Genomic DNA, 26,339 nt, shown 5'->3' with positions numbered 1-26,339 from the left:
AAATGCGCGGGCGCGAGGCCCGAGGTGTTGCTGGTAGGTGGCTGCTGCTCATGTCACGGCGGGGTCAGTTCGACGATGCGCGCGAATAGCTGTTTGAACTCGGCCTCGGTCTCGCCGGTGAAACGAGGGTCGAGGTTGCCGGCGAAGGCGGCGTGGATCTCGCTCCAGTCGGCGTCGGAGAGGTAGTGCTGGGCGGCCGGCAGGATCACGCCTTCCTCACGCCCCGTGTGGTCCCACATGAACTGTGTGTACCGTTCGACCGCCTGGTGCAGCATGGCGAGGGTCGCCGCGCCGGTTTCGTATTGCCCGATCAGGTCGGCGAGGGCCTCGACCATCGCGTGATCGCGCTCGTGCTGGCGCTCGAGCTCATCGAGCTCGGCGTGAACCACCGCGGTGCGGTCGCGCAGCCGGCGGAACAGGTACTCGTGTTCCTTCGGATGGTGCAGGGCTACCGGGAACTCCATGATGTAGCGAACCATGGAGCGCATCAACGCGACGTCTGCGGCGCAGCCCTGCTGTGCGCACGTGGCCAGATGATGCAGCCACGCATGGAGGACCGCAGCCAGTGAACGATGTTCGTCGCGGATGATGCCGATGACCGGGTAGGCCTTGGCGGAGGTTCGGGGAAAGTCGACCAGCACCGGGAGCTCGCCCTGGGCAAGCACCTTGAAGATCGCGCCGTCGAGAGCCCCGCCGGACGGATCGTGCTGTCCACGAGCGCCCGCCACGATCAGGTCGCAGCCGGCCTTGTGCGCCACGTCCAGGATTGCTTCATGGGGCGGCTGGTCGGTACGGACGTGCGAGTCGCACGGCACGCCCAAGGCGCGTGCGGCGGATTCCGCCCTGGCCAGCAAGGCGCGCGCGTGGTCCTGATAGGCATCCGGGTGCTCGACATGCGTGCTCGGGGGCGGCGCCTCGGCCTGCACCTGCAGGAAGCTCACGCGGGCTCCCAGGGTGCGCGCCAGATGAACGGCCCGGCTCACCGTCTCGATCGAGTGTTCGGTGTCATCGAGTGGAACGAGCAGATGACGGTACATGCAGACTCCTGACGGGTGCGCTACCCGCGACTCACAACGGCCAGTCGGTTACCCAGCGCGCCTGCTGCGGTCGCTGGATCCATTCCCCACGCGCAGACGCCGATCAAACTCACCGCTGCTCCTTCACACAGTCACCGTCGCCAGACACGGCCGGCGGTCCCCGGGCATGATCCGGACGGTGGACGTCGCGCCTGCCGGGCCGCCTCGGCAGCCCGGCAGGGACGTCCCCACCCCATTTGCCACGAGGCTCAGACTACGGACGGCACGGTGTCGACTCCCCCCCCTGCTAGGAGGGGGCTTGGAGCGGCGCGGCGGGTGGCCAGGCCCGCCGCCGCGCGTCTACAATCGACGTGTTGCCACGCCGGCCACGGACGCGAGCGGCAAGAGGTGGCGCGCATCCCCGGTCGGGTTTGTGTCATCACATCGGAGATCTTGGTTTCCGCTTCTCTGGACTCGCCTGATGGCCATCACCCCCGGCGGAGCCGCCCCCGCCATCGCCGAACTGGTGTTGAAGACCACGCCGCCGCGGGCGCCGCGACACCTGTTGGTGCGTCCCCGGCTGAGCCTGGACGACGAGCAGTTTCGCGACCGGTCGATCATCCTGGTGCAGGCTCCGCCCGGCTTCGGCAAGACCTCCCTGCTGGCCCAATGGCGACACGAGTACCTGGCGAAGGGCTCGGCGGTGGCGTGGATCTCGGCCGAGGGCAGCCCGGACCCCCAGCGCATGCTGTACAGCCTGGTGCTGGCCGTGCGCATGGGCTGCGGGCGCCCGAATTTCGGCGCCACCTTGCTGGAAGGCCTCGCCGCGACGGTGGGCGAGTTCGAAGGCATCACGGCCTGGCTGAGCGAAGTGGCCCAGGCCTCGCTGTCGCTGGTGCTGATGATCGACGAAGGCGATCGCATGTCCGCGAATGTCCTCGCCTCGCTGGACTACCTGCTGCACAACGCGCCGCCGAACCTGCGGGTGGTGGTGGCCGGACGCGGCGACCTCAACCCCATGGTGGCCGACCTGCGCGCCTACGGCCATTGCGCCTCGGTGGGCGTGGAAACCCTCCGCTTTACGCTGGAGGAGACCATGTCGCTGGTGCGCAACCGCATCGGCGCCAAGGCCGACCCCGACACCTGCGCCCGCCTGCACGACATGACCGAAGGCTGGCCGCTCGGCTTGCAGTTGCTGCTTGCCGCGATGGAGCGGGGCAGTGATCCACGCAGCGTCGTGGGGGCGCATTCGCCCACCTCGCGCAATCAACTGGTCGATGCCCTGACCGCCAAGCTCGCGCCCGAGGACGTCGCCTTCCTCACACGCATCGCCATTGTCGACCAGTTGCATCCCGAGCTGTGCGTTGCGCTGACGGGGGACGAAGAGTCCCCGCAGCGCCTGGCGCGCCTGGCCCGGGACACGCCTATCTTCGTGGTCGGCGAGGATTCGGACTGGTACCGCCTGCATTTGCTGGCGAGTGACGCCCTGCGCAGCCGGCTGGCCGAGCTGCCGGAACAGGAGCGAAACGAGCTTCACGGCCGCGCGCAGGTCTGGCTGGCCAGCCACGGCATGCTCACCCCGGCGGCGCGGCATGCGCGCGAGGCAGGGCACGAAGGGGTAGCTTTCGATCTGGCCCAGCAGGGCCTGTACGAGGCGGTGACACAAGGGCACACCAGCACCATGCGTGACTGGCTCGAAGTGTTGCCGGAGAGCGTGCTCGACCAGCACCCCCAGCTGCGCCTGGCAGCGGCCTGGGCGCTCGCGGTGAGCGAGCGACACGAAGAGGCCGAGCGCATGGTCGGCCTGATCCTCTCGCGCCCGGATGTCGATTTCGCGCTGCGCTACGAGTGCGTCCTGATCGCCAGCGGCGCGGCCTACTACGCGGACGATCCGGATCGCTGCGTGGCCATGTTCGCGCCATGGAGTGAAGTACCTGCCGGCGTCGAGCCGAAATTCAGGTTGATGCATGTCAACCGACTGGCCATGTTGGCGCTGCTGCAGGGTGATCCGGCCGAGGCACGTCGCCGCTTGCTGAGCCTTTCGAACGGGGAGTTTCCGCCCGCAGCGGACTACGTGGTGCGCTGGGGGGAATTCATCGTCGGGCTGAGCTATCTGTGGGAAGGACAGCTGTTGCTCGGCGAGGAAGGCTTGCGCCTGGCGCTGGCGTCCATCGACGCCAAGCTCGGCCGGAGGCATCCGCTGGCCTGCATGTTCGCCTCGCTGCTGGCGACCGTGGCCTACGAGCGTGACCGGGTGGACGAGGCTGTCGCCTTGCTGGCCAACCGACTGGATGTGCTGGAGCGGGTAGGGGCGCCGGAGGCGATGCTGGTCGGGTACCGCACCGCCACTCGAGTGGCTGCGGCGCAGGGCGAGGAGCACCGCGCGCTCGACCTGCTGGAGGCCTCCTATGCCATCGGCGTGGCGCGGCGCCTGCCGCGTCTGTGCGTGGCCAGTCTGGGCGAGCAGGTGCGCCTGCACGCTGGCCGCTTCCGTCGCGAGACCTGCAACGCGCTGATCGCGCGCATGGAGGAACTGATCTCGACCGAGTCGCCCCGGCGTGGACCGCTGTGGCGGCGCAATGTGGAGATGCTGACGGGCATGGCGTACGCCTACGCCGCGATGGCGGCGCAGGACTGGCCGGGGGTGATCGAGGCCGTGTCGCGCGCCGCGCCGTTGGCGGAACAGGCGCGGCTGGGGCGTTTCCGTATCGAGTGCATGGCATTGCGCGCCTTTGCGCTGGATCGCAATGGCGAGGATGGCCGCGTGCTGCTGCTCGAAGCAATGAGCCTGGCCCGGACCTACGGCTACAAGCGCATCTTCGTCGACACCCATCCTGTGCTGTCCGACTGGGCCTATCGCGTCGCCGAGGAAGGCGGTGGCGCGGCGGACACCGAGTCGGCGCCGGCGCGCGTGGTCAATCCTCCGGCCGACTTGCGCCAGGGCGGGCCGCGCGTGGTGCCCAGCATGGTGCTGACGCCCAAGGAACGTGAAGTACTGGAGCTGCTGGCGCGCAATCTTTCCAACAAGGAAATCGCCCAGGCCATGGCGGTGGGCGAGGCGACCATCAAGTGGCACCTCAAGAACCTGTTCGGCAAGCTCGGCGTGGGCACGCGTCGGCACGTCGTGCACCGGGCCCAGCTGCTCGGGCTGCTGCAGGGTCTGGAATAGCCATACGCTGGCGTTTGCGCCACCCGGTCGGGGGGGCAAACGTGGCCGTCCTGCTTTTGATGCCGGCGCACGCCGGGATCTAGCGCTCGTCCCTTCAGGGCGCTAGCGATCTGCATCAACCGCTCCGGCCGGGCCCTACGGGCCTTTCGCGCGCCATGCGCTTGTCCCGCCTCAGCGGGAATCCCACGCCTTTCGAGAGCCACGGCGTGACGGGCGCATCCACCCCTCCCCCCGGCGTTTTGGGGGGGGTGCGCGCCGCGCCACTTCCAACAATGGGTACCGACCGCCCTCGTGCGGTTTCGTCCACGACAGGGCGAAACCGGCGTCGGCGGACGAGACGAGCAAGGCAGCGTAGCCGGCAACAACGTTGTGCACATGCACATCGCAGCGGTGACGGGGCTTGTGCTCATTGCCTGGGGAGGAGGCGATGCAATGCATGCTGCCGCACGTGTTGTACCGCAGGCTCCCGACACTGGAATCACAATTGTGAGGAGTATGCGCATGCAATTCCGCAAAGCCCTGATGGCTGGGGCCGTCGCCGCCCTGTTGTGTGGCGTGAGCCACGCCGGCGTATCGTCCGTGGAAGCCCAAAAGCTCGGCGCCACGCTTACGGCGGTCGGGGCCGAAAAGGCCGGTAACGCCGACGGCTCGATCCCTGCCTACACCGGTGGGCTCACCAGCGCACCGGCGTCGTTCAAGGCGGGAAGCGGCGTGCGCCCGGATCCCTTCGCTGGCGAGAAGCCCTTGCTCTCGATCGATGCGAAGAACATGGACAAGTACTCGGCCGAACTGACCGAAGGCACGAAGGCCCTGATGAAGAAGTATCCGGGCTACCACATCGACGTCTATCCGACGCATCGCACGGCGGCCTTTCCGAAGTTCGTGACTGACAACACGGCGAAGTGCGCGGTCGATGCCAAGACGTCCGACGGTGGTCGCTCGATGAGCGGTTGCCATGCCGGTTTCCCGTTCCCGGAGCCGTCGACCGGTTTTGAGGCGATGTGGAATCACCTGGTCCGCTTCAATGGCGTGGCGTACGCCGCCAAGTATCGCAACTACAACGTGGACGCTTCGGGCACGCCGGCGCTCTCCGTTGAGGCCGATGCGGTCGAGGAATATCCCTACTGGGATGTCTCCAAGCCCAATGCCGAGTCGTACTGGCAGCAGCGCCTGACCTACAGCGGCCCCGCCCGCCGTGCAGGCGAAGCGATGCAGATCATTGATCCGCTCAACTACAGCGCCAACGGTCGTCGCGCCTGGCAGTACCTGCCCGGCCAGCGTCGCGTGAAGGTGGCGCCGGATCTTTCCTTCGATACGCCCAATCCCGGTTCGGGCGGCGCCTCGACGTTCGATGACGTGTTCCTGTTCAACGGTTCCATGGAACGTTACGACTTCAAGCTGATCGGCAAGAAGGAACTGTTCGTTCCTTACAACGACTACAAGATGGCGTACGACTCCAAGGCGAGCGACCTGCTCAAGCCGGGCTTCATCAACCCGGACGACGTGCGCTGGGAGAAGCATCGCGTGTGGGTGGTGGAGGCAACGCTGGTCGACGGCAAGCGCCACATTTACAGCAAGCGCCGGTTCTACCTCGACGAGGACAGCTGGGCCGCCGTGGCCTCGGACGAATATGACGCCCGTGGCCAACTGTTCCGCGCTGGCTTTGCGTACATCACGCCGAGCTACGACGTGCCTGCGCCGCTGGCCGACCTGCACAGCATCTACGACCTGGTCGGGGGCTCGTACGAGGTGACCGGTTTCGCTGGCGAAACCGGCGGCTACCGTTACACCAAGCCGCTGTCGGAGCGCGACTGGGCGCCGTCGTCGCTGGCGGGCTCGGGCATCCGCTGATTGTTGCGGATGGCGCGGCGGTGATGGCGCACGAGTGAAGCACAACGTGCGCATCACCACCGCGTGGCGAGCGGGGTGGCATATGGGTGAGATGCCGCTCCGTGAAGGAAAAGGCGCGGCCCGTCACGGGCCGCGCTTCCCGCTTTGTCGGTTCGGAGCGGCGGTGGCCCTGCCTTCGCACTCTGAGGCGCCAGCCCACTCGACGCATGTCGCGAGTCACCGAACCGCGCGGTCACGCTGACATGCAAGCACTGGTTATTCGTTTCCTGGGACATCCCATGATGCTGCAACGCTTTTGTCGCGCGCTGGTCGCGCTCGCTCTCTTCCTGCCAGCCTCGTCGTTCGCGGGCTTCACCGACGTGCTGGACTCGCCGGCGAGCATGAGCCCCCTGGCTGCCAAGGGACTGCTCAACGGCCTGGCGCTGGCGGGAAAGCGTGTCGTTGCCGTCGGCCAGCGTGGCCAGATCGTGTACTCCGATGACGGTGGCGGCAGCTGGCGACAGGCGGTGGTTCCGGTGTCTTCGGATCTGGTGGCGGTGAGCTTCCCGACGCCGCAACAGGGATGGGCGGTGGGGCACGACGGCGTCGTGTTGCACACCAGTGATGGCGGCGCCACCTGGATCAGACAGCTGGACGGACGGCGGGTAGGTCAGCTGATGATGGAGCAGCTTCGGGCGCGCGCCGCCAGGGGCGAGCTCGGCAGCACCGAGGAAGCCGACAAGGTGATCGACGACGCCAACCGCATCGCGGCGCAGGGCGCGGAGAATCCGTTCCTTGACGTCTGGTTTGCCGATGAGCACCACGGCTTCATCGTCGGCGCCTTCAACCTGATCTTCGAGACCACCGACGGTGGCCAGACCTGGATCTCCTGGTTCGAACGCACGGAGAACCCGGACCAGCTCCACCTGTACGCCGTGCGCGGCATCGGTTCGGACGTCTACATCACCGGCGAGCAGGGCCTGGTGCTCAAGCTCGACCGCGCAGCCAACCGCTTCCGTGCCGTCACCACGCCCTACAAGGGCACCTATTTCGGCGCCGTCGGCAACGCTGACGCAGTGATCGTGTACGGCCTTCGCGGCAATGCCTACCGCAGCACCGATGGCGGCGCGAACTGGCAATCCATCGACACCGGCGTCCCGGAAGGCATTACCGGCGCCACCACGTTTGGCAGGCATGGACTGGCCCTCGTGAGCCAGGCCGGCAACGTACTGCTCAGCCGCGACAGCGGCGCGCACTTCACGTCATACCGTCCGGCCAAGCCCGTGCCCGCATCGGCGGTCGCCGTGACCGGCGACGCCATCGTGATTGCCGGCGCGCTTGGGGTGAGCGCGCAGGCGTTGCACTGAGAAGGTTAGGAGACACCCACGATGAGCGCAGTAACGATGCAGCTGGACCGCATGCCCGTGGTCAGCGAGTTGAACGATTTCGACAAGAACTCCGGCAACCTGCTTGAACGCCTGGTGTTCAATCATCGCCTGGTCATGATGCTGGTCTGCGCCGTCGCCACGGTGCTGCTTGGCTGGGTGGCGGTGACGAGGCTGAGCTTCAACGCCAGCTTCGAGAAGATGATACCGAGCCACCATCCCTACATCCGCAACTACCTGGACAACGCCGGCGAACTGCGTGGCCTGGGCAATTCCCTGCGCGTGGTGGTGGAGAACGAGGACGGCAACATCTTTGATCCGAAGTACCAGGACGTCCTCAAGAAGATCAACGACGATCTGTTCCTGACCCGTGGCGTGGATCGCGCCTGGCTGAAGTCGCTGTGGACGCCGTCCGTGCGCTGGACCGAAGTGACCGAGGAAGGTTTCCGCGGCGGCCCGGTGATGCCGGACAACTTCGATGGATCGCCGAAAGCAACGGCCCAGCTCAAGCTGAATATCGCCCGCTCGGGCATCGTCGGCCGCTTCGTCGGCAACGATTTCAAGTCCAGCATGATCTTTGTGCCCCTGCTGGCGAAGGATCCGGAGACCGGCAAGCCGATCGACTACCGCGACCTGTCGCGCAAGCTGGACGAGATTCGTCAGCGCTATGAGGCAACGCCGGGCGTGAAGGTTCACCTGCACGTGATCGGTTTCGCCAAGTTGGTCGGCGATCTGATCGACGGCCTGGTCAAGGTGATGAGCTTCTTCGGCATCGCCGCGCTGATCGCGATGATGGTGATCTACGCCTATACGCGCTGCGTGCGCAGCACCGCGCTGGTGATCCTGTGCTCGGCGGTGGCGGTGGTGTGGCAGCTGGGTCTTGTCGCTGCGCTGGGTTTCTCGCTTGACCCGTTCTCGATTTTGGTGCCGTTCCTGATCTTCGCCATCGGTGTTTCGCATGGCGCGCAGAAGATGAATGGCATCATGCAGGACATCGGTCGTGGCACCCATCGCCTGGTGGCGGCGCGCTACACATTCCGTCGACTGTTCCTGGCCGGCGTTACCGCGCTGCTTGCCGATGCCGTCGGGTTTGGCGTGCTGATGGTGATCGACATTCCGGTCATCAAGGATCTCGCGCTCACCGCAAGCGTCGGCGTGGCGGTGCTGATCTTCACCAACCTGCTGCTGTTGCCAGTGCTGCTGTCCTTCACCGGCGTCTCGCCGGCCGCGGCCGAGCGCAGCCTTCGCGCCGAATTTGCGGAGGCCGAAGGCGCGAGCCAAGGCGGCGTGTGGGACGTGCTCGATCGCTTCACCAGCCGCCGCTGGGCGGTGGCCGCCCTGGCTGTGGCGGCGGTGCTGGCGGTGGGTGGCTTTGCCGTGAGCAGGCACCTGAAGATCGGCGATCTCGAATCCGGCGCTCCCGAGTTGCGCGCCGACTCGCGCTACAACCGCGACAACGCCTATGTCACCGGCAACTACTCACTGTCCAGCGACGTGTTCGCGGTGATCGTGAAGACGCCGGCCGAAGGCTGCCTGAAATATCCGACGCTGGTCGAGGCGGACCGGCTGGCTTGGGCGTTGCGGCAGGTGCCCGGCGTGCAGACCACGCTGTTCCTTGGCGATGCGGTGCGCCAGATCACGGCGGGCTCGTACGAGGGCAGCCCCAAGTGGCTCACCATCGCGCGCAACCAGGACGTGCTGAACTACGGCGCCCAGCAGGCGTCGGTGAACAACCCGGACCTGTTCAACAACGCCTGCTCGGTGATGCCGGTCATCGCCTATCTCACCGACCACCGCGCCGAGACGCTGAATCGCGTGGTCGCCGCCGCCGAGTCTTTCGCCAAGGACCACGGCGCGACCGATCGCCAGTACCTGCTGGCGGCCGGCAGCGCCGGTATCGAGGCGGCGACGAATATCGTGGTGCGCGAAGCTGATCGCACCATGCTGTTCTACGTGTACGGCGCTGTGATCGTGCTGTGTTTCATCACCTTCCGTTCGTGGCGGGCGGTGGTGGTGGCGGTGGTGCCGCTGATGCTCACCTCGATCCTGTGCGAGGCGTTGATGGTCGCGTTGGGCATCGGCGTGAAGGTGGCTACGCTGCCGGTCATTGCGCTTGGCGTGGGCATCGGCGTCGACTATGCGTTGTACCTGCTGTCGATCCAGCTCGCCCAGCAACGGGCCGGCGTGCCGCTCGCCCAGGCCTACCGCCGTGCGGTGCAGTTCACCGGCAAGGTGGTGGCGCTGGTCGGTGTCACACTGGCCGCCGGCGTCGTGACCTGGGCGTTCTCGCCGATCAAGTTCCAGGGCGACATGGGCATCCTGCTGACCTTCATGTTCCTGTGGAACATGGTGGGCGCGCTGATCCTCATCCCGGCGCTTTCGCACTTCCTGCTGCGCAAGGCGACCTGAGCCTTGCCGCGTGGCGGCGGATCCACTGAGGATCCGCCGTCCATCAGTACCCTCGCACACAAGATCGCCGCGCCCGAATTGATTGCGGCGGATTGATGTGCTCTGGGCCCGTCGCCCATGACCATTGTCATGTTTGGTATTTCAGTCGACGGCAGTAAGCTACCGCCGTTCGCGGCTTCCCCCCTCCCCAACAGCCATCCGAACATTCGCGCGCCACGCCTGCCGTCGGTGCAGTGTTTTCGTGCACGTGCGTATCCTGAAATGGAGTTCATGCATGGCTGTGCTGGTCGGGAATTATCTGCTGGATTGCGAAGCCGTCGCGAGCGGGCACGACCATCGAGAAACCTGGATTGGCGCCTGGACCCTGTTCCGTTCGCCCAACGCCGACCATTGCCGGTGGGAAGCATTGACCACGGGTCGTACGCTGATCAGCTTCGACAACATGCAGGCTGCGCTGGACGCTGCCCTCGAGGCCGGCGCCGAGAACGCTCGCACGCTTCAGTCCGACTCTAGCCTCGAACCGATGCGGTGGAACGGCACGTTGATAGCAAGCGCGTCCCCGAGACGCGTCCCTTGCGCGGAGTGCTGATATCGGCGCCGTGCGCAAGGATGGTTGAAGAAGGTGTCGATGATGCATGGCGGCTCGACGGTATAGACATCGGGCGTTGACCAGGAAGTGGCGAGATGAGTATCCGGACGGCGGACGGGCGCCGCCCCACCGTTGAATCCACGCCCACTCTGGCGTTTCCGATACCTGGCTGATCTTCGCTATCCGAAGGTGGAAGAATCACACGCGCCAATGGCCGGATTACCCCGGTTCCGGCCGGATGGACTATCGTGGGCCTGCCGCCATCGACTTCGCTTTGCAGGGTTACGCAGGGGCCATTTCGCCGGGGAGGCGCAGGCCGTGTGCTATTCCGCGCAGATCAAGGCTGACTATCACGACTTCGTGCGCACCTGGGGCGCCGTCATCAGCATCAAGCGCTTCGTCGAGTTGTTCTGGGAGAAGCGCAAGGACGGCGGCTGGTCCAAGATTCCCAAGAGTATGCGCGAGGCGTTCCGAGCGCCGCAGGGCGAGGAAGGCTTCGAGCTGGCGAAGCTCGTGGCCGAGGGCGACCGGGATCTTGCCGAGAAGCTCTACAAGGAAGTGGCGGCCCAACAGGAGCGCCTGGCCAAGGCGGAGGCCGTTCTGGCCGGCCCGAAGCCCACCAGGAAGGCGGCCGACGATCAGCGCATCGCGTCCAGGAAAGTGAAGGCGGCGCAGGGCAACCTGCACGAGCTGACACGCACCCAGCCCGCAGACAAGGATTCGCGCATCTACCCGGGCATGTGGGCCCCCGTCATGATCGAAAAGGACGGTCAGCGCATCGTCGTTCCCATGCGCTACCAGTGCCGGCTACCCGGCTGGAACGAGGCGATCGAGCGCAAATACCCAGGCACCTACAACGCGCGGCGCGACAAGCTCGAGGAGACCTGGGGCAAGCTGTTCGGCCACCGGCACGGCATCGTGATCGTCACCCGGTTCTACGAGAACGTCGCGCGCCACAAGGCAGAGGGCAGGGAACTCGCTCCCGGCGAGAAGGAGGAAAACGTCGTGCTCGAATTCGATCCTCAACCACCGCAGGAGATGCTGGTGGCCTGCCTGTGGAACATGTCCCCCCACGGCGACGAAGGCATGGATCTGTTTTCCTTTGCGGCGATCACCGACGAACCGCCCGAGGAAATCGCCGCGGCCGGCCACGACCGCTGCATCGTGCCGATCAAACCCGAGCACCTCGACGCTTGGCTCAACCCCGACCCCGACAACCTGGCGGCGCAATACGCCATCCTGGATGATCGGGCGCGACCGTACTACGCCAACCGACTTGCGGCATGAAAGAGACGGCGGGACGGTGATCCATCGGCGGCGAACAGATCGGGCCAGTTTGCGACGAGACCCGACAGGCGCGATTGCCATGGCGCGTCGTGCTCATGCATCTCGCAAACGCCTTTGGCGACGGATTGGAACTCAGGCCTTTGCCGTTTCGTGCGCCTGAAGCCTCGCTCGGCCGGCCCTGAGTGCTTCGCGCGCCGAATTGAACGAGCGTGTGCCATCGACATAGGGACCCGTCAGCTTGGTGCCGGCAAGGCGCCGCCGGATCTCGTAATCAAACACACTGAGTTCGGGAGAACCCTCAGGGTTGATCTCAATGACGCTCAGAACGTCATCACCAATCTCTTCGGTGTGGATCACGGTTCGCATCTGCATGACCTCCGTGGGGACGGTCATCCGAGACTAACAGCCGCTGCCCTGCCTACCCGTGAATGTGCGTCATCCGTTCACGATCGGTTGCACACGTTCGCACGTGGTGCCGACGTGAGACTCGCGCGAAGATTTTGAGGCCTGCGGTGCGCCAACAAAAAAGCCCGCCAAAAGGCGGGCTTTTTCTTCTTCGATTGGTACCGGTGATAGGACTCGAACCTACACGACATCGCTGCCAGCGGATTTTGAGTCCGCCGCGTCTACCATTCCGCCACACCGGCACTGCAGCGAGCCATTATGCCGGGTTCAGTGGACCGGGTCGAGTCCCAGCTGACGATCAGTGCGCTGGTACTGGTTGTGGCCCAGGGGCTGGAAGATGGCGCAGTGCGTCATCTGGCCCGAATAGATGTGCAGGCTGACCGCGACGGCGTCGTCGCTGGGGTTGCGGATCGTGTGGTACTCGTGGGGCGGGATCAGGCTGCCGGCGGAGCCGGGGCCGGCCTGGATCGAGCCGACCGGCTGGAAGCGGTAATTACCGTCCTCGTCGGCGAGGCGCTCGTACTGCACCACTTCGAGCGCGCCGCTCCAGACGCCTTCCACGCACCACATGCCGCAGTGATCATGGATCGGGGTGCCCTGGCCCGGGCCCCAGGTCATCGCCACCACGCAATAGCCGTGCTCATCGCTGCGATAAAGCTCGCGGCGGGCATAGCGGCCCTCGGCGGTCTCGAACACGCAGTCCGGAAGCTTCACTTCCTTGCCGCGGATCAAGTTGCACAGGCTGTTGCGCAGGCTGTCGGTAACGGCGCGCGTGCAATCGTGTGCAACGGCGGCGTCAATGGCGTCGATCAGTTTGCGGGAACCGGGGAAGTCCAGGGTAAGCATGTCGTTCTCGGGCTGCGGTGCTGCCCGCCCATCTTAGCAGCGCCGGGCGAGGGGCGCAGGCAGCCGTTCAGAGTCGGGCGAGGAAACCGCCGATCGCGCGGCTGTAGTTGGGAATGTCGACCAGGAACGCGTCGTGGCCCTGCGGTGAATCCAGCGCCACGAAGTCGACCTCTGCGCCAGCGGCGCGCAGGCCATCGGCGATTTGCTCTTGCTGCTCAAGCGGGAACAGGATGTCGGTACTGACGCCGATCACCATCGCCTTTTCGATGCGGATGCGCTTGAGGCCTTCCATCACGCTGCCGTCGCCATATTCGGAGATGTCGAACCAGTCGCTGGCGCGCGACAGGTAGAGATAGCTGTTGGGGTCGAACGTATGCACGAAGCGTCGCGCGTGGCCTTCGAGGTACGACTCCACCTCGAATTCCAGCCCGAACGGATTGTCGTCGCGATGTTCCGCGTCCAGCCGGATGCGCGCGAAGCGGCCATTCCATTCCATCGCCGAACGATAGGTGATGACGCCAAGCTTGCGGGCGATGCTCATGCCATCGATCGGGTAACGATCGTAGTCGTAGTGGCCGTGGTTCCAGTTCGGGTCCAGCCGGATCGCTTCGCGTTGCAGCGAGCGGATGGCGATGGCGAACGGCTGCGCTTGCGGCGCGGTGTCCACGCTGATGTGCGCACGTACGCTGCCCGGATGCAGCGCCATGTACGCCAGCGCGCTCATGCCGCCCATCGAGCAGCCAATCAGGCAGGCAAGCTGCTCGATGCGGAGACTGTCGACCACGACGTTGGCTGCGTTGGCCACGTCCTCCAGCGACAGCTCGGGGAAATCGAGGCGGTAGGGTTCGCCGGTCGCCGGGTTGAGGGAAGCTGCGCAGGTGGAGCCCTTGTCGCTGCCCAGCGAGTTCACGCAGATCACGAACCAGCGCGAGGTGTCGATGGCCTTGCCCGGCCCGATCATCGGCTCCCACCAGCCTGGCGAGGGATCGACCGCATTGGAGGCGGCGTGCGCGCTCGGCGAGAGGCCGGTGAGGATGAGCACGGCGTTGTCGCGCGCCGCGCTCAACTCTCCCCATGTTTCAAAAGCGACACGGGCGCCGTGCAGTTCACCGCCCCGTTTCATCGCGAAGGGCGAGGGCAGGGCAACGTAACGGCGGGCATCCCGGGTCATCAATGAACCTTGTCGATGGTGATCTTGATCGGCGAGTGGGTGTTGACGTCAACCACGCCGGCATCGCCCTCGAGGTCGCCAGCCTGGGCGATGGCCTGGCCGCTCTTGCTGATGCGGGCGCCGACGAACACGCGCGGCGCCGAGGATAGTTTGAACTGGGGTGTCATGCCCATCGCATCGGTGAGGGTGACCGTCGCGGGCAGGGCGGTGGCGTCCAGTCTTGCAACGGCCAGCGGCATCGGTGGGCCTTGTTCGGCGCGTGCGTAGACGAACAACGTATCACCGGGAGCAAGCTTGCCCTTGAGCGCCGGCGACAGGTTCACCTGCACCTGCAGCGCCGGCCCCTGCGGGGCGGCATCGGTGGACGGTTCTGTCTTGCCGTCATGGCCGGCGCGCGCGTCAGCCACCGAGATCTGCTCGGCTACCGCCTTGGCAACGCTGGAGCCCGGTTCCAGCTGCGGCTGCAACTGGCGCCAGGTGGCGGCGGCTTCAGCGTACTGATCGTGCTGGAACTGGCTGATGCCGAGCAGCCAAAGGCCGCGCTGACTCTGTGGGTCCAGCTTCACCGCGCGTTGCAGCAGCTCGGCGGCGCGGCCTTCGATGCGATGGTCTTCGCGCAGCAGGGAATCGGCTTCGGCCCAGCCCACCATGGCGACGCTGTTGTCGGCGTCCAGACGCAGCGCGTGGTCGTAGGCATCGCGTGCATCCGCGGGACGATGCATCACGCTGGAAGTCTGTCCGAGCAGCATCCAGCCCTGCAGATCATCGGGTTGCTGGGCGAGGTGGGTCTTGAGTTCGCCCACCGCCTGCTCGATGTTCATCTGCTGGGGCTGATGCTCCACGCCATTCAACGCTACCGGCGTGCCGACGGCCAGATAGAGACCTACCGCTGCGATCGGCAACACGAACGCCAGGCCCAGCGCCAGCGCAAACACGCCGCGTGAGCGGCCTTGCCGGCGGCCGTGACGCATCAGCGGGAGCAACAACGCAGACAGGGCCGCGGCGACCATCACCGCGGCGATCACAAAGAAAGCCAGCCTCACCAATCGTCCCCTTCGTCGCTCGGCTTGTCATCGGCGGCAGCGGGGGCTACCCGGCCACGTCGACGCACGGTGACCACCACCACCGTGGCGCCGGCCAGCAGGATCGCCAGCGGGCCAAACCACAACAGCAGCGTGCTGCGCCGCACCGGCGGGTCGTACAGCACGAAATCGGAATAGCGGTCGACGAGGTACTGCTTGATCTCCTCGTCGCTCTTGCCCTGCTGCATCAGGTCGAACACCTCATGCCGGAGGTCGCGCGCGAGATCCGCGTTGGAGTCGGCAAGGTTTTCGTTCTGGCACACCAGGCAGCGCAGTTCGCGCGTGAGGTTCTGGAAGCGGACTTCCTGCGCATGGTCCTTGAACGGCAGCGGATCGATGGCCTGGGCCATGGCCACGCCGGCAAGCAGAAAGAGCAGGAGCGGCAGGAGCGCACGCAGCGCGCGATGCCATGAGCGCCGCTGCGTCTGGTGGCCGCGCACGGGATGCGCGCCTGCCGAGGCAAACCCGTGGGTCATGGCTGCTCCTTGGCGAGCGCGGCGATGGCGGGCTTGAGTTCCTTGTCGATCGCTTCAGGCGTCAGCGGCCCGATGCGCTTGTAGCGGATGACACCCTTGCCATCGACGAGGAAGCTCTCAGGCGCGCCATACACGCCAAAGTCGATGGCTGTGCGGCCTTCCTGATCCACGATCACGGTGTCGTAGGGATTGCCGTGCTGGGCCAGCCAGGCCTTCGCGTCATCCGGCGCATCCTTGTAGTTGTATCCGATGACCGGCACGCCGATGGACTTGCCCTGCGCCATCAGCACCGGATGTTCCTCACCGCAGGCGACGCACCAGCTGGCGAACACGTTGATGAGATACGGCTTGCCCATCAGGCTGTCGCGGCTGACGGTCTGCGCGGGGTCGTCCAGCTTGGGCAGCACGAACGCCGGCGCCGGCTTGTTGATCAGCGGCGAGGGCACCTCGCGCTGGTCGTGCTGGGTGTTCCACCAGATGCCGAAGCCGAACAAGGCCACCAGCAGCAGGAAACCGAAGAAGGGCAGCAGGCGGCTCATGCACCCGACTCCTGCAGCACGACGGCGGGGACCGCTTCGGTTTCCGCGACGCGCTTGGTGCGGAAGCGGCGGTCGGCGGCGGCGAAGAAGCCACCCAGCATCATCAGCAGGCCACCGGCCCAGATCCAGCGCACGAACGGTTTGTCATACAGGCGCAGCGCCCACGCGCCGCCCGGCTGATTGCGGTCCATCGGTTCGCCCAGCGCCACGTAGAGATCGCGGAACAGGCCGGGGTTGATCGCCGATTCGGTTTGCACCTGGCCGCGCAGGTAGGTGCGCTTCTGCGGATGCATCACGGCGACCTCCTGGCCATGGCGCATCACCGTCACCGTGCCCTGGTCGCCCTGCCAGTTCGGTCCCTGCGTCTGTTGCACGCCATCGAAGCGGAACTCGTAGCCGCCAATGCTCTCGGTCTGGCCGGGCGCCACGCGCACGTCGCGCTCGACGCTGAGCGCATTGGTCAGCAACACGCCAGCAAGGAACACGCCCACGCCCATATGCGCCAGCAGCATGCCGGCCATCTCCGGCGGATAGCGACGGCCCGCCGGCATCTCGCGCCAGCGCTTGATCACGTAGAGCAGGGTGCCGAAACCACACCAGACTGCCGCAGCGACGCCAGCAATAGCCTTGGCTTCGCCGTCGGTGAGGAAGGCGGCCACGATGGCGCAGGCAGCCGCGGCCATGGCGACGCGCCAGAGCACCGCCACCAACTGCGGCTTGTCGCTCTTGCCCCAGCGCAGATAGGGACCAAACGGCAGCAGCGCCACCACCGGGATCATCAGCAGGGTGAACAGGAAACCGAAATAAGGCGGGCCCACCGAGATCTTGCCGAGGTTCAGCGCATCGCCCACCAGCGGGAACAGGGTGCCCAGCAGCACCATCGCCGCTGCCACGGTCAGCATCAGGTTACCGATCAGGATTGCGGTTTCGCGCGACACCACGCTGAACGGCTTGCCGCCCGCCACCTTGGGCGCGCGCAGCGCGTAGAGCAGCAGCGAGCCACCGACCACCACGGCGAGGAAGCACAGGATGAACAGGCCGCGCCTGGGATCGGAAGCGAACGCATGCACCGAGGTGAGCACGCCCGAGCGCACCAGGAAGGTGCCCAGCAGCGACAGCGAGAAGGCGAAGATGGAAAGCAGGATGGTCCACGCACGCAGTCCACCGCGCTTCTCGGTGACTGCCTGTGCGTGGATCAGCGCCGCGCCCACCAGCCAGGGCATGAAGCTGGCGTTCTCCACCGGATCCCAGAACCACCAGCCACCCCAGCCCAGTTCCGCATAGGCCCACCAACTGCCCGCCACGATGCCGGCAGAGAGGAAACCCCAGGCGACGTTGGTCCACGGACGCGCCCAGCGCACCCAGGCCTGTTCCAGCTCACCGCCGAGCAGCGCCGCGATCGAGAAGGCGAAGGCCACCGAGAAGCCCACGTAGCCCATGTAGAGCACGGGCGGGTGGAAGGTCATGCCCGGGTCCTGCAGTACCGGATTGAGGTCGCCGCCATCCGGCGGCATCGGCAGCAGGCGCGCGAACGGGTTGGAGGTGAAGATGATGAAGGCGAGGAAGCCGACCGCCACCAGGCCAAGCACGCCGAGCACGCGCGCCACGAACACCTCGGGCAGGTTGCGGCTCAGGATGGCCAGCGCCAACGTCCACAGGTTGAGGATGAAGATCCACAGCAGTAGCGAACCTTCGTGCGCGCCCCACACCGCGGCGATGCGGTAATACCAGGGCAGTGCGAGGTTGGAGTTGTCGGCGACGTATTGCACCGAAAAATCAAAGTTCAGGAAGGCCAGGGTCAGCACCACGAAGGCCATGCCGACGAACACCGCCTGTCCCGCAGCCGCCGGGCGCGCCACAGCCATCAGCGCGCGGTTGCCGCGCCAGGCGCCGACCAGCGGCAGGACGCCCTGGGCGAACGCCAGCAGCAGGGCGAGGATCAGGGCGAGCTGGCCAAGTTCGGGTGTCATTACGGCTTGTCCTGCGCGGCTTCCGCGTTCACCTGCTTGCCTGCGTGCGCTTTGGCCATGGCGTCCTTCAGCTCCTTGGGCATGTAGGTTTCGTCATGCTTGGCCAGCACTTCGGTGGCGATGAAGCGCGCGTTGTCCATGTGGCCCGTGGCGATCACCGACTGGTTGTCGCGGAACAGGTCCGGGAGGATGCCGGTGTATTCCACCGGCATGGAGCCGCTGGCGTCGACCACGGTGAAGGTGACCTTCAGCGAATCGCTGCTGCGCTGGATCGAGCCGGCCTTGACCATGCCGCCGAGGCGGAAGTTCTTGTAGCTGGTGGCTTCGCCGGACTGCACCTGGCTGGGGGTGAACAGGTAGTTCATGTTCTGCTGCAGGGCGAACACGATCAGTCCGACCGACACGACGGCCGCTGCGATCACGAGAAGAGCGATGGTGAGCCTGCGCTTGCGAGTGGGGTTCATGGTGATGGTCGTAAGTGCTGCTCAGGGCGAAGAGGGGTTGCGTTGCTGGCGCGCCGTCTGGCGCGCCATGCGGGTGCGCAGCTCGCGCAGGTTGCGGCGCCGGCGCAGATTGGGACTGACGTAGTCGGCGGCCAGCACCAGGAAGAACACGGCGAATGCAGGCCACACATAAGCGGCGTAGCCACCCATGGCGAGGAAATGCTCCCACGAGAAAGGCGTCACGACTGGCCCTCCTGCTGCGCGATCTGCCGCACCCAGTCCTTGCCGCTCTCCATCGCCAGCAGGTCGGCGCGCACGCGCCCGAACAGGCTCGCGATGTAATAGAACTTGGTGGCGACCATCATGGTCAGCAGCGGCCACAGCATGTCGCCGCTGATCTTCGACGGGCCAAGAATGCGCACGGTGGAACCCTGGTGCAGGGTGTTCCACCAGTTCACCGAAAAATGCACGATCGGCACGTTGATGATGCCGATGATGGCGAGGAAGGCCGCGGCGCGCGCGCCCTGGCGGCGATCCTCGAACGAGTGGTACAGGCCGATCACGCCCAGGTACAGGAACAGCAGCACCAGTTCGGAAGTGAGGCGGGCGTCCCAGGTCCACCAGGTGCCCCACATCGGCTTGCCCCACAGCGAGCCGGTGACCAGGGTGATGAAGGTGAAGGCCGCGCCGATCGGCGCCGACTCCATCGCCACCACTTCGGCCAGCTTGATGCGCCACACCAAAGATATGAACGCCGCGACGGCCATCAGGCCGTAGATGAACAGGCCCATCCAGGCACAGGGCACGTGGATGAAGATGATGCGGTAGGCGTCGCCCTGCTGGTAATCGGCCGGCGCCAGCACCAGGCCGCCGTAGAGCGCGATGGCGCCCAGCAGGAGGGCAAGGGCCAGTGCCCAGGGGCGCACCACGCCGGCGAAACGATAGAAGTTCGGCGGCGAGCTGAGTTTGTGCACCCACAAGGGGATCCAGTTGGCCATCGTCTTATGCATCCAAGGCAATGCGAAGGGCGGCGGCGCAGGCCAGCGGGGCCAGCACCAGGGCCATGGCCAGCGCGGCGCCCAACCAGGCAATGGGCGCGAGCCATGGCAGCCCCTGTTGAGCCGCGGCGACCGCGCCGGCGGCGAAGATCACCACTGGCACGCAAAGCGGCAGCAGCATCAGCGCCAGCAGCATACCAGAGCGGCGCGTGCCGGCCGTCAGCGCCACCAGTACGGCGCCGAGCAGGCTGAGCAGCGGCGTGGCGAGCAGCAGTGCGTAGACCAGCACCGGCATCACGGGCGCCGGCAGGTGCAGCATGCCGGCCAGCAGCGGCGCGATCACGATCAGGGGCAGGGCAGTGGTGATCCAGTGCGCGAGGATCTTCATGCCCAGCATCAGGGCCAGCGGCTGTGGCGACAGCATCAGCTGCTCGATCGAACCGTCCTCGATGTCGCTGCGGAACATGGCGTCCAGCGCCAGCAGGATGGCCAGCAGCATGGTCACCAGCACCGCGCCACCGGCAATGCGCTGCAGCAGTGCGTTTTCCGGGCCGAGCGCGAATGGGAAAAGGGTGGTGACGATAAGCGCGTACAACACCGGCATGGCGATGTCGCCGCGGCGACGCCAGGCCAGGGTGAGGTCGCGGCGCAACATGGCTGCGCAGGCGGAAGCAAGCGGCGCGTGACTCATGCGTGCATGCGCACCCGTTTCGGCTCGCCGCCAAGGAAGCTCACCGCGCCATGGCTGGTGACCAGGGCGGCGCCTCCTTCGGCCGAGTGCTGGGCCAGCAGGCGGTTGACCAGCTCGATGCCGGTGCGGTCGAGATTGGCGTACGGCTCGTCCAGCAGCCACAGTGTCGCCGGCAGCAGCAGCAGGCGGGCCAGCGCGGCGCGCTTCTTCTGGCCGGCTGAGAGGCGACGCACCGGTTCGTCTTCGTAGCCTGCTAGGCCAACGTCCATGAGCACATCATCGACGCCGCGGCCGGGGCGGGCGCCGTACAGGCCAGCCGCGACGGCGAGGTTTTCCCTCGCGCTGAGATCGCCCTTCAGGCCCAGGTGATGCCCGAGGAACAGCGTGTCGCCCAGGTGTTCCTCGCGACGCCATGGTTGGCCACGCCAGTCGAGGCTGCCCTCATCAATGTGCAGCAGGCCAGCGAGGATGCGCAGCAGGGTGGTCTTGCCGCTGCCATTGTCGCCTTCCACCAGGGCCACCTCGCCGGCATGGAGGCGAAAATCGAGCGGGCCGAACACCGGTTCGTCCTGGCGATAGAAGCAGAGCGCCCGGGCTTCGAGTAGCAGTGGCGCGGCGGCGGACGAGGCAGTCATTGGCCGATTGTCCGCAATGGCCGGCGGGCTTGTCCATGCGGCGGGGTGCCGCCGCCCGGGCGAGCGTTGGGCCGCACAAAATCAAATCGGCTTGAGACCTCGGCTCGCGCCCATTCAGTGGGGCGGAAGCAGGCGCAAACGGGCCACGCCGTCGCCGCGACCGTGCACGTAGGCATGCTGGCCGAAACGTTGGGCCAGGCGGTCGAGCGCCTCCTGTTTCGGACCTAGCAGGAACAGGCTGGGCTCCCGCCATTGGCCGTCCTGGCCCACGCCCGCGGCGCCGCGGATCGCCTGAACATCTGCCAGCGCCCGCAGGTTCGTCAGCAACGCTTGCTGCGCCCGGCGGTTGTCCCGACGTGGCTGGTGCTGCGAGCGGGGATTCCAGGCGGTGATGACGCTCCAGAACTGCGACCCGACCAATAGCCGGAGCGCCGGGGGTAGCGGGTGGCCAATGCGGATGCTGGCCCAGCCGCCGCCCGTCAGGCGCACCCGGTAATCGGTGGCCAGGTAGGCGGCGAGCAGGCGCTCATCCATGCCGCAGGTCGGGCAGCGGCGGCAGCGTGGCCTTCAGGGTGGCGACGGCCGCGGTGAGGTCGACTGCGGCGGCCTCGGTGGAGCCGCGCAGCAACTGTTCCAGCAGCAGGTCCTGCGCCCGGCCGCGCTCGAAAGCATAGGCGTAGGGCAGGTGGGTGAAAGTGACCATGCGGTAGCGCGCCATGAAGTGCTGCGGGGCGCGCTCGGCGAGCAGCAAGCCCAGCTCGCGCTTGGCGAGGAAGTGCGGGTCGGCCACCGAGTCGCGCATTTCCACGTAGTTTTCCAGCGCCATCGCGGCAATCGCATCACTGTTCGGCTGGCGAATGCGCTGGAACTCGGCGAACACTTCGGCCGTGTCATCCGGCGCCTCGGCCAGCAGGGCGGCCAGCACCACGGTGTCCTCGAAGCCGCAGTTCATGCCCTGGCCATGGAATGGCACGATGGCGTGCGCGGCATCTCCCACCAGCAGCGCCCGCCCGCCGAGGTGCCAGCGCTGCAGGTACAGCGTGGATAGTGTGCCGACCGGGTGGCTGTCGTAGTCCGCAGCAAAATCGGGGATCAGCGGCAGCAGGTCGGGAAATTCGTCCCCGAAGAACCCACGCGCCGCGGCGGCGTCGGGAAGCGTGTCGAAACTCGGATGCGGGCCGTGGGCGGGCAGGAACAACGTCACGGTAAAGCTGCCCTCGGTATTGGGCAGCGCGATGCACATGTAGCCGCCGCGCGGCCAGATATGCAGCGCATGCGGCTCCAGGGCGAACTGGTCGTGACCTCCGCTTTGGCCCACCAGCGCGGCGGAAAGGCCGCCAGCGGGCGGGATCTCCAGCTCCTTGTAGGCATGGCCCAGCGGTTCCACGCGCTCGCCCAGCGGCGTGTGCGCGTTCATCGCCGCGCGCAGCGCCGAACCGGCTCCATCGGCGCCAATCACCACCGGCGTGTCGAAATCGCGTGTCTGGTCGTGCTCGTCAGTGAGCTGGATGCGCCCGCCGTCGAAGTCGGCGCCAGTGAGCGATTGCCCGAAGTGGAAACGCACGCCGGCCGCCTCGGCCGCGTCGAGCAGCAGCATGTTGAGCGCGCCGCGCGACACCGACCAGATCACCTCGCTGTCGTCCACCCCGTAGCGCAGCAGGCCGGAACGTCCGTCACGGGTGTGCACCATGCGTCCGCGCATCATCACCGCGCGCTGCAGCACGTCGTCGGCCAGTCCCGCTTTGCGCAGGGCCTGCAGGCCGCGTTCGGCCAACGCCAGGTTGATCGAGCGTCCGCCGACGAAGCCCGCCACGCGCGGGTCAGGCCGCTTTTCGAACACGTCCACCTTGAAACCACGACCGGCCAGCTGCTGGGCCAGCAGCGCGCCGACCAGGCCGCCGCCGATGAGAGTGATTTGCTGCGCCATGGGGCTCCGCTGTGAAGTGGGCTATGCGTAGGGCGCCAAGAGTAGCGGGTCGGGATCGGTGCGGCGATGGTGGGCTAGGCTGCGCCCACCTTCCTGCCCGTCATTCCTGCGAAAGCAGGAATCCAGCGTCTTTGGGCCGGGTGGCGACGCATGTGGCGCCAGGCTTCGTGGGCAGTGTCAGTGCCGCGGCGCTGGACGGAGCGACTCCCGCCGGGGATCTGTCGCCAGGGCGCAAGTCACTGGATACCTGCTTTTTTGCAGGGATGACGAGCTCAACGGCTGCGCGAAGATTCTTCCGTGTCACACCTGAGGGGCGCTTCTCAACAGCCGAAGGTTGGCCAAACAGGACGGAGCGCCAAACGCGGAGAAGGCTCGCCGGGCGGCCACGAAAGGGCGAGCGCAGCGAGTCATCCGGCGAAGCTCAATCATCAGCCCAATCAGAAACTCATGAAGTACCCGCCGTTGACCGGCAGGTTGGCGCCCGTTATGTAGCCAGCATCGTCGGCGGCGAGGAAGGTCACGGCGCGGGCGATATCGCCGGCCGAGCCAAGTCGGCCCACCGGAATGTCCGCAATGATCTGGGCGCGGACGTCGGCGGATACGGCCGCCACCAGGGCGGTGTCGCAATAGCCGGGCGAGACGGTGTTCACCGTGATGCCCTTGCGTGCGGTTTCGCGCGCCAGCGCCATGCCGAAGCCGTGAACGCCCGCCTTGGCGGCCGAATAGTTGGTCTGGCCGAACTGGCCGGTCTGGCCGTTCACCGAGCTGAGGTTGACGATGCGTCCGAAGCCACGCGTGGTCATGCCCTCGACCACGTTGCGGCACATGTTGAACACGCCGTCGAGGTTCACCCGCATCAGGTCATGCCACTGCTGCGGGGTCATCTTGCGCAGACTCGTGTCGCGCGTGATGCCGGCGCCGTTGACCAGGATGTCCACGCTGCCGTGGCGTTGTTCGACGCGCGCAACCAGATCGGCGCAGCTATCAAACTGGCTGACATCCGCGGGCTCGTACTTCACCGCGCCATTCAGGTCGGCGAGCGACTCATGGAAGGCTTGCAGCCGTTCCTCGCGGGCGGGCAGGTCAACGGCGATGACCTGGTGGCCGGCCTCGGCCAGCTGGCGACAGATCTCGGTACCGAGGCCACCTAGGCCGCCGGTGACAACGGCGACGCGCGGGGTGGGGGCGGTTTGGTTCATGTGAAAAACTCGTGCACATGCCGCAGGGCAACACGTGTTGTGCTGCAGCGGCCTTGAAGGCGAATGGGGGCCGGCGCGAGCGGGGCGCCGGCCCGGGGTGGGGTCAGCCCGGCTTCTTGCCGCCGCGCGGCGGATTGCCTTGCGTAGCCGTGTCGATCAGCCCGCGCTGCATGTTGCGCCAGGCTTCCATGTTGCGTTCGGTCAGATCGTTGAGCATCGACCAGGGCGTCTGGCCGAGCAGGCTGTTGAGCTGTGTGCGGAACTGTTGTTGCTGGTCCAGGAAGACCTGCAGGCTGCGCTCCAGATAGGGACCCATGAAGCCCTGCAGCGAGTCACCGTAGAAACGGATGATCTGGCTGAGCAGTTGGGGCGACAGCATCGGCTGCCCCTTCTCCTCGTGTTCGGAGATGATCTGCAGCAACACGGAGCGGGTCAGGTCCTCCCCACTCTTGGCGTCGCGGACCTCGAAGGTTTCGCCATCCAGCACCAGCTGTCGGACTTCTTCCAGCGTGATGTAGCTGGAAATCTCCGTGTCGTAGAGCCGGCGATTCGGATACTTTTTGATGGTGCGGATTGTTTGTGCCATGCGACACAAGCTAGCAGATCGTATTGCGCCGCACCAGTCGCCCAATTGGTATTAATTGCTGCACCGGTCAGTTGCAGCAATTGCCCAAGGATCAGCCACCTGCCCCCCCCGGAAGGCCCCGGGGGCATCAGTGCCCCACGGCGCCCCCGGCGCTGCCGAACGGTGGTTTGGCCAGCCAGATCACCGGAATAAGCAGCACGAACAGGATCGCGCAGAGCCAGAAGATGTCGTTCACGGCCAGGGTCAGGGCTTCGCGATTGACCAGCTGATCGGTCACGCCCAGCGCCTGCATCCGCCCCAGGCCTCCCTGGGTCAGCCCCTGGATGACCTGGTTGGCCGCCGGGTTGGCCGGAGCCACGCTCTCGGTCAGGGTGGCGTGGTGCCAGATGCCACGGTGCTGCCACAGGGTGACCGTCACCGCGGTCGACACGCTCGAACCCAGCGTGCGGAAGAAGTTCGCCAGGCCGCTGGCGCTGGCGATTTCATGGGCAGGCAGGCCGGACAGGTAGATCTGGTTCAGCGGGATGAAGAAGCAGGGGATGGCGACGCCCATCACGAAGCGGGGCAGGACCAGGGTGGAGAACGAGGCGGAACTGTCGAAGGTGGAGAACCAGTACGCGGTCGCGGCAAACACCAGGAACGCGAAGGTCACCACCATGCGCAGGTCCAGACGGTGCATGTTGCGGCCCAGGATCGGCGACAGCAGGAACGCCAGGATGCCCACCGGCGCCGTAGCCAGTCCGGCCCAGGTGGCGGTGTAGCCGAGGGTGGTCTGCAGCCACAGCGGAAACACCACGTTGATGCCGAAGAAGGCGAACATGCCCAGCGACAGCGCGACCACGCCGGCGGTGAAGTTGCGCTGCCGGAACAGGCCAAGGTCCACCACCGGGTGTTTGGCGTGCAGTTCCCACACCACCAGGAAGGTCAGGCATACCAGGGCGATCAGGCCCAGCGTGGTGATCAGGGGCGAGGAGAACCAGTCATGGTCGTTGCCGTTGTCCAGCATGAACTGCAGGCAGCCCACGCCGGCCACCAGCAGCACGAGGCCGATCACGTCGATCGGCGCCTGGAAGGTCTTGGTCTCGCGCTTGTGCAGCAGGGTCCAGGTGATCACGCCCGCCAGCACGCCCACCGGCAGATTGATGTAGAAGATCCACGGCCAGGAGAAGTTGTCGGTGAGGTAGCCGCCAAGGATCGGTCCGAAGATCGGCGCCACCACCACGGTCATCGCCCATAGCGCCAGCGCGATGCCCTGCTTGGTCTTGGGATAGCTGGCCAACAGCAGGGTGAGTGACAGCGCGACCATCGGGCCGGAGCCGGCGCCCTGCATCAGGCGCGCGAATACCAGCATCGGCATCGAGGTGGCCAGGCCGCACAGCATGGAGAACACGACGAACAACATCACGGAGACAACAAAGGTTTTCACTTCGCCGAAGCGTCGAGCGATCCAGCCGGTCAGCGGCTGCATGATCGCGCTGGCCAGCGAGTAGGAGCTGATCGTCCAGGTGCCTTCGTTGGCGCTGACGCCGAGGCTGCCAGCGATATGTGGCACGGCGACGTTGACGATGGTCATGTCCAGCACTTCCATGAAAGTGCTGAACGCGACGGCGATGGTGAGCAGGACCAGCGCCGTGCCGTGCAATGGCGGCAGCGGCTGGGCCTCGTCGGGGGTGGTGGCCATGGGGG

General features: G+C 66.3%; 24 protein-coding genes and 1 tRNA gene. 6 read left to right on the top strand and 19 right to left on the bottom strand.

Translation table 11 applies throughout. The annotated features are described in order from the left end of the window. Positions 1-53: 53 nt before the first annotated feature. Positions 54-1,037, bottom strand: coding sequence for a universal stress protein (locus DVT68_RS02250; RefSeq protein WP_114823425.1), 984 nt, complete (start codon positions 1,035-1,037; stop codon positions 54-56). A 460-nt stretch (positions 1,038-1,497) separates the two neighbouring features. Between DVT68_RS02250 and DVT68_RS02245 the strand changes: the two genes are divergently transcribed. From DVT68_RS02245 to DVT68_RS02220, 6 genes are all read left to right on the top strand, one after another. Further along, positions 1,498-4,185, top strand: coding sequence for a winged helix-turn-helix domain-containing protein (locus DVT68_RS02245; protein ID WP_114823424.1), 2,688 nt, complete (start codon positions 1,498-1,500; stop codon positions 4,183-4,185). A gap of 501 nt (positions 4,186-4,686) precedes the next feature. After that, positions 4,687-6,036, top strand: a complete 1,350-nt coding sequence (locus DVT68_RS02240) for a DUF1329 domain-containing protein (RefSeq protein WP_114823423.1) — start codon at positions 4,687-4,689, stop codon at positions 6,034-6,036. Positions 6,037-6,314: 278 nt separating this feature from the next. After that, positions 6,315-7,382, top strand: coding sequence for a WD40/YVTN/BNR-like repeat-containing protein (locus tag DVT68_RS02235; RefSeq protein ID WP_114823422.1), 1,068 nt, complete (start codon positions 6,315-6,317; stop codon positions 7,380-7,382). Between the two features lie 21 nt (positions 7,383-7,403). After that, positions 7,404-9,809 carry an efflux RND transporter permease subunit gene (locus DVT68_RS02230; RefSeq protein WP_114823421.1) on the top strand — a complete coding sequence of 802 codons (2,406 nt, stop codon included), beginning with the start codon at positions 7,404-7,406 and terminating at the stop codon, positions 9,807-9,809. Between the two features lie 274 nt (positions 9,810-10,083). Then, positions 10,084-10,398: a hypothetical protein gene (locus DVT68_RS02225; RefSeq protein WP_114823420.1), complete on the top strand. Its 315-nt coding sequence runs from the start codon at positions 10,084-10,086 to the stop codon at positions 10,396-10,398. Positions 10,399-10,716: 318 nt separating this feature from the next. Next, on the top strand, positions 10,717-11,685 hold the full coding sequence (locus DVT68_RS02220) for an SOS response-associated peptidase family protein (RefSeq protein WP_114823419.1): 969 nt from the start codon (positions 10,717-10,719) through the stop codon (positions 11,683-11,685). Positions 11,686-11,817: 132 nt separating this feature from the next. On the opposite strand, the gene DVT68_RS02215 is transcribed toward DVT68_RS02220, so the two are convergent. From DVT68_RS02215 to DVT68_RS02130, 18 genes are all read right to left on the bottom strand, one after another. Then, positions 11,818-12,051, bottom strand: a complete 234-nt coding sequence (locus DVT68_RS02215; RefSeq protein ID WP_147281655.1) for a hypothetical protein — start codon at positions 12,049-12,051, stop codon at positions 11,818-11,820. Between the two features lie 195 nt (positions 12,052-12,246). Beyond that, a tRNA-Leu gene (locus tag DVT68_RS02210) sits at positions 12,247-12,332 on the bottom strand. A gap of 25 nt (positions 12,333-12,357) precedes the next feature. Beyond that, on the bottom strand, positions 12,358-12,936 hold the full coding sequence (locus DVT68_RS02205) for a cysteine dioxygenase family protein (protein WP_114823417.1): 579 nt from the start codon (positions 12,934-12,936) through the stop codon (positions 12,358-12,360). A 67-nt stretch (positions 12,937-13,003) separates the two neighbouring features. Further along, the gene (metX, locus tag DVT68_RS02200; protein ID WP_114823416.1) at positions 13,004-14,107 is read right to left on the bottom strand and encodes a homoserine O-acetyltransferase MetX; all 1,104 of its coding nucleotides are present in this window, start codon (positions 14,105-14,107) and stop codon (positions 13,004-13,006) included. Then, positions 14,107-15,150 carry a tetratricopeptide repeat protein gene (locus DVT68_RS02195; RefSeq protein ID WP_114824346.1) on the bottom strand — a complete coding sequence of 348 codons (1,044 nt, stop codon included), beginning with the start codon at positions 15,148-15,150 and terminating at the stop codon, positions 14,107-14,109. The genes metX and DVT68_RS02195 overlap by 1 nt, the downstream gene beginning before the upstream one ends. Beyond that, positions 15,147-15,665 (bottom strand): cytochrome c-type biogenesis protein, encoded by a 519-nt coding sequence (locus DVT68_RS02190; RefSeq protein ID WP_114823415.1) that lies wholly within the window; start codon positions 15,663-15,665, stop codon positions 15,147-15,149. The genes DVT68_RS02195 and DVT68_RS02190 overlap by 4 nt, the downstream gene beginning before the upstream one ends. Continuing rightward, positions 15,662-16,204 carry a DsbE family thiol:disulfide interchange protein gene (locus tag DVT68_RS02185; RefSeq protein ID WP_114823414.1) on the bottom strand — a complete coding sequence of 181 codons (543 nt, stop codon included), beginning with the start codon at positions 16,202-16,204 and terminating at the stop codon, positions 15,662-15,664. Before DVT68_RS02185 ends, DVT68_RS02190 begins: the two co-directional genes overlap by 4 nt. Continuing rightward, positions 16,201-18,174, bottom strand: coding sequence for a heme lyase CcmF/NrfE family subunit (locus DVT68_RS02180; RefSeq protein ID WP_114823413.1), 1,974 nt, complete (start codon positions 18,172-18,174; stop codon positions 16,201-16,203). Before DVT68_RS02180 ends, DVT68_RS02185 begins: the two co-directional genes overlap by 4 nt. Continuing rightward, complete coding sequence (gene ccmE / locus DVT68_RS02175) at positions 18,174-18,638, bottom strand: cytochrome c maturation protein CcmE (protein WP_199535943.1); 465 nt, start codon at positions 18,636-18,638, stop codon at positions 18,174-18,176. The genes DVT68_RS02180 and ccmE overlap by 1 nt, the downstream gene beginning before the upstream one ends. Before the next feature lie 21 nt (positions 18,639-18,659). After that, positions 18,660-18,827 (bottom strand): heme exporter protein CcmD, encoded by a 168-nt coding sequence (ccmD, locus tag DVT68_RS02170; RefSeq protein WP_114824345.1) that lies wholly within the window; start codon positions 18,825-18,827, stop codon positions 18,660-18,662. 29 nt (positions 18,828-18,856) lie between these two features. Continuing rightward, positions 18,857-19,615: a heme ABC transporter permease gene (locus DVT68_RS02165; protein WP_114823411.1), complete on the bottom strand. Its 759-nt coding sequence runs from the start codon at positions 19,613-19,615 to the stop codon at positions 18,857-18,859. 4 nt (positions 19,616-19,619) lie between these two features. Further along, positions 19,620-20,306: a heme exporter protein CcmB gene (ccmB, locus tag DVT68_RS02160; RefSeq protein ID WP_114823410.1), complete on the bottom strand. Its 687-nt coding sequence runs from the start codon at positions 20,304-20,306 to the stop codon at positions 19,620-19,622. Continuing rightward, positions 20,303-20,941: a cytochrome c biogenesis heme-transporting ATPase CcmA gene (ccmA, locus tag DVT68_RS02155; RefSeq protein WP_114823409.1), complete on the bottom strand. Its 639-nt coding sequence runs from the start codon at positions 20,939-20,941 to the stop codon at positions 20,303-20,305. Before ccmA ends, ccmB begins: the two co-directional genes overlap by 4 nt. Positions 20,942-21,055: 114 nt before the next feature. After that, positions 21,056-21,475, bottom strand: coding sequence for a DUF3293 domain-containing protein (locus DVT68_RS02150; RefSeq protein ID WP_114823408.1), 420 nt, complete (start codon positions 21,473-21,475; stop codon positions 21,056-21,058). Next, positions 21,468-22,868, bottom strand: coding sequence for an FAD-dependent oxidoreductase (locus tag DVT68_RS02145; protein ID WP_114823407.1), 1,401 nt, complete (start codon positions 22,866-22,868; stop codon positions 21,468-21,470). The genes DVT68_RS02150 and DVT68_RS02145 overlap by 8 nt, the downstream gene beginning before the upstream one ends. Positions 22,869-23,305: 437 nt before the next feature. Further along, a complete protein-coding gene (gene phbB, locus DVT68_RS02140; RefSeq protein WP_114823406.1) occupies positions 23,306-24,067 on the bottom strand; it encodes an acetoacetyl-CoA reductase in 762 nt (253 codons plus the stop codon). Between the two features lie 103 nt (positions 24,068-24,170). Further along, positions 24,171-24,653, bottom strand: coding sequence for a polyhydroxyalkanoate synthesis repressor PhaR (phaR, locus tag DVT68_RS02135; protein ID WP_114823405.1), 483 nt, complete (start codon positions 24,651-24,653; stop codon positions 24,171-24,173). Between the two features lie 127 nt (positions 24,654-24,780). Continuing rightward, positions 24,781-26,334, bottom strand: a complete 1,554-nt coding sequence (locus DVT68_RS02130) for a DHA2 family efflux MFS transporter permease subunit (RefSeq protein ID WP_114823404.1) — start codon at positions 26,332-26,334, stop codon at positions 24,781-24,783. Positions 26,335-26,339: the final 5 nt, after the last annotated feature.

The organism is Dyella solisilvae, from assembly GCF_003351225.1.
Lineage (GTDB): Bacteria > Pseudomonadota > Gammaproteobacteria > Xanthomonadales > Rhodanobacteraceae > Dyella > Dyella solisilvae.
Note: the sequence above shows the minus strand (reverse complement) of the source record. Positions and strands in the feature narration are given on the sequence as shown.

Excerpts from the sequence above, each read along its gene's own strand:
- DVT68_RS02150 (WP_114823408.1), bottom strand. The coding sequence starts at position 21,475 with ATGGATGAGCGCCTGCTCGCCGCCTACCTGGCCACCGATTACCGGGTG.
- phaR (WP_114823405.1), bottom strand. The coding sequence starts at position 24,653 with ATGGCACAAACAATCCGCACCATCAAAAAGTATCCGAATCGCCGGCTC.
- DVT68_RS02130 (WP_114823404.1), bottom strand. The coding sequence starts at position 26,334 with ATGGCCACCACCCCCGACGAGGCCCAGCCGCTGCCGCCATTGCACGGC.
- DVT68_RS02190 (WP_114823415.1), bottom strand. The coding sequence starts at position 15,665 with ATGACCCACGGGTTTGCCTCGGCAGGCGCGCATCCCGTGCGCGGCCAC.
- phbB (WP_114823406.1), bottom strand. The coding sequence starts at position 24,067 with ATGAACCAAACCGCCCCCACCCCGCGCGTCGCCGTTGTCACCGGCGGC.
- DVT68_RS02225 (WP_114823420.1), top strand. The coding sequence starts at position 10,084 with ATGGCTGTGCTGGTCGGGAATTATCTGCTGGATTGCGAAGCCGTCGCG.
- DVT68_RS02250 (WP_114823425.1), bottom strand. The coding sequence starts at position 1,037 with ATGTACCGTCATCTGCTCGTTCCACTCGATGACACCGAACACTCGATC.
- DVT68_RS02165 (WP_114823411.1), bottom strand. The coding sequence starts at position 19,615 with ATGGCCAACTGGATCCCCTTGTGGGTGCACAAACTCAGCTCGCCGCCG.
- ccmD (WP_114824345.1), bottom strand. The coding sequence starts at position 18,827 with ATGGGTGGCTACGCCGCTTATGTGTGGCCTGCATTCGCCGTGTTCTTC.
- metX (WP_114823416.1), bottom strand. The coding sequence starts at position 14,107 with ATGACCCGGGATGCCCGCCGTTACGTTGCCCTGCCCTCGCCCTTCGCG.
- ccmA (WP_114823409.1), bottom strand. The coding sequence starts at position 20,941 with ATGACTGCCTCGTCCGCCGCCGCGCCACTGCTACTCGAAGCCCGGGCG.
- DVT68_RS02205 (WP_114823417.1), bottom strand. The coding sequence starts at position 12,936 with ATGCTTACCCTGGACTTCCCCGGTTCCCGCAAACTGATCGACGCCATT.
- DVT68_RS02235 (WP_114823422.1), top strand. The coding sequence starts at position 6,315 with ATGATGCTGCAACGCTTTTGTCGCGCGCTGGTCGCGCTCGCTCTCTTC.
- DVT68_RS02180 (WP_114823413.1), bottom strand. The coding sequence starts at position 18,174 with ATGACACCCGAACTTGGCCAGCTCGCCCTGATCCTCGCCCTGCTGCTG.
- ccmE (WP_199535943.1), bottom strand. The coding sequence starts at position 18,638 with ATGAACCCCACTCGCAAGCGCAGGCTCACCATCGCTCTTCTCGTGATC.
- DVT68_RS02240 (WP_114823423.1), top strand. The coding sequence starts at position 4,687 with ATGCAATTCCGCAAAGCCCTGATGGCTGGGGCCGTCGCCGCCCTGTTG.
- DVT68_RS02185 (WP_114823414.1), bottom strand. The coding sequence starts at position 16,204 with ATGAGCCGCCTGCTGCCCTTCTTCGGTTTCCTGCTGCTGGTGGCCTTG.
- DVT68_RS02215 (WP_147281655.1), bottom strand. The coding sequence starts at position 12,051 with ATGCGAACCGTGATCCACACCGAAGAGATTGGTGATGACGTTCTGAGC.
- DVT68_RS02245 (WP_114823424.1), top strand. The coding sequence starts at position 1,498 with ATGGCCATCACCCCCGGCGGAGCCGCCCCCGCCATCGCCGAACTGGTG.
- DVT68_RS02145 (WP_114823407.1), bottom strand. The coding sequence starts at position 22,868 with ATGGCGCAGCAAATCACTCTCATCGGCGGCGGCCTGGTCGGCGCGCTG.
- ccmB (WP_114823410.1), bottom strand. The coding sequence starts at position 20,306 with ATGAGTCACGCGCCGCTTGCTTCCGCCTGCGCAGCCATGTTGCGCCGC.
- DVT68_RS02230 (WP_114823421.1), top strand. The coding sequence starts at position 7,404 with ATGAGCGCAGTAACGATGCAGCTGGACCGCATGCCCGTGGTCAGCGAG.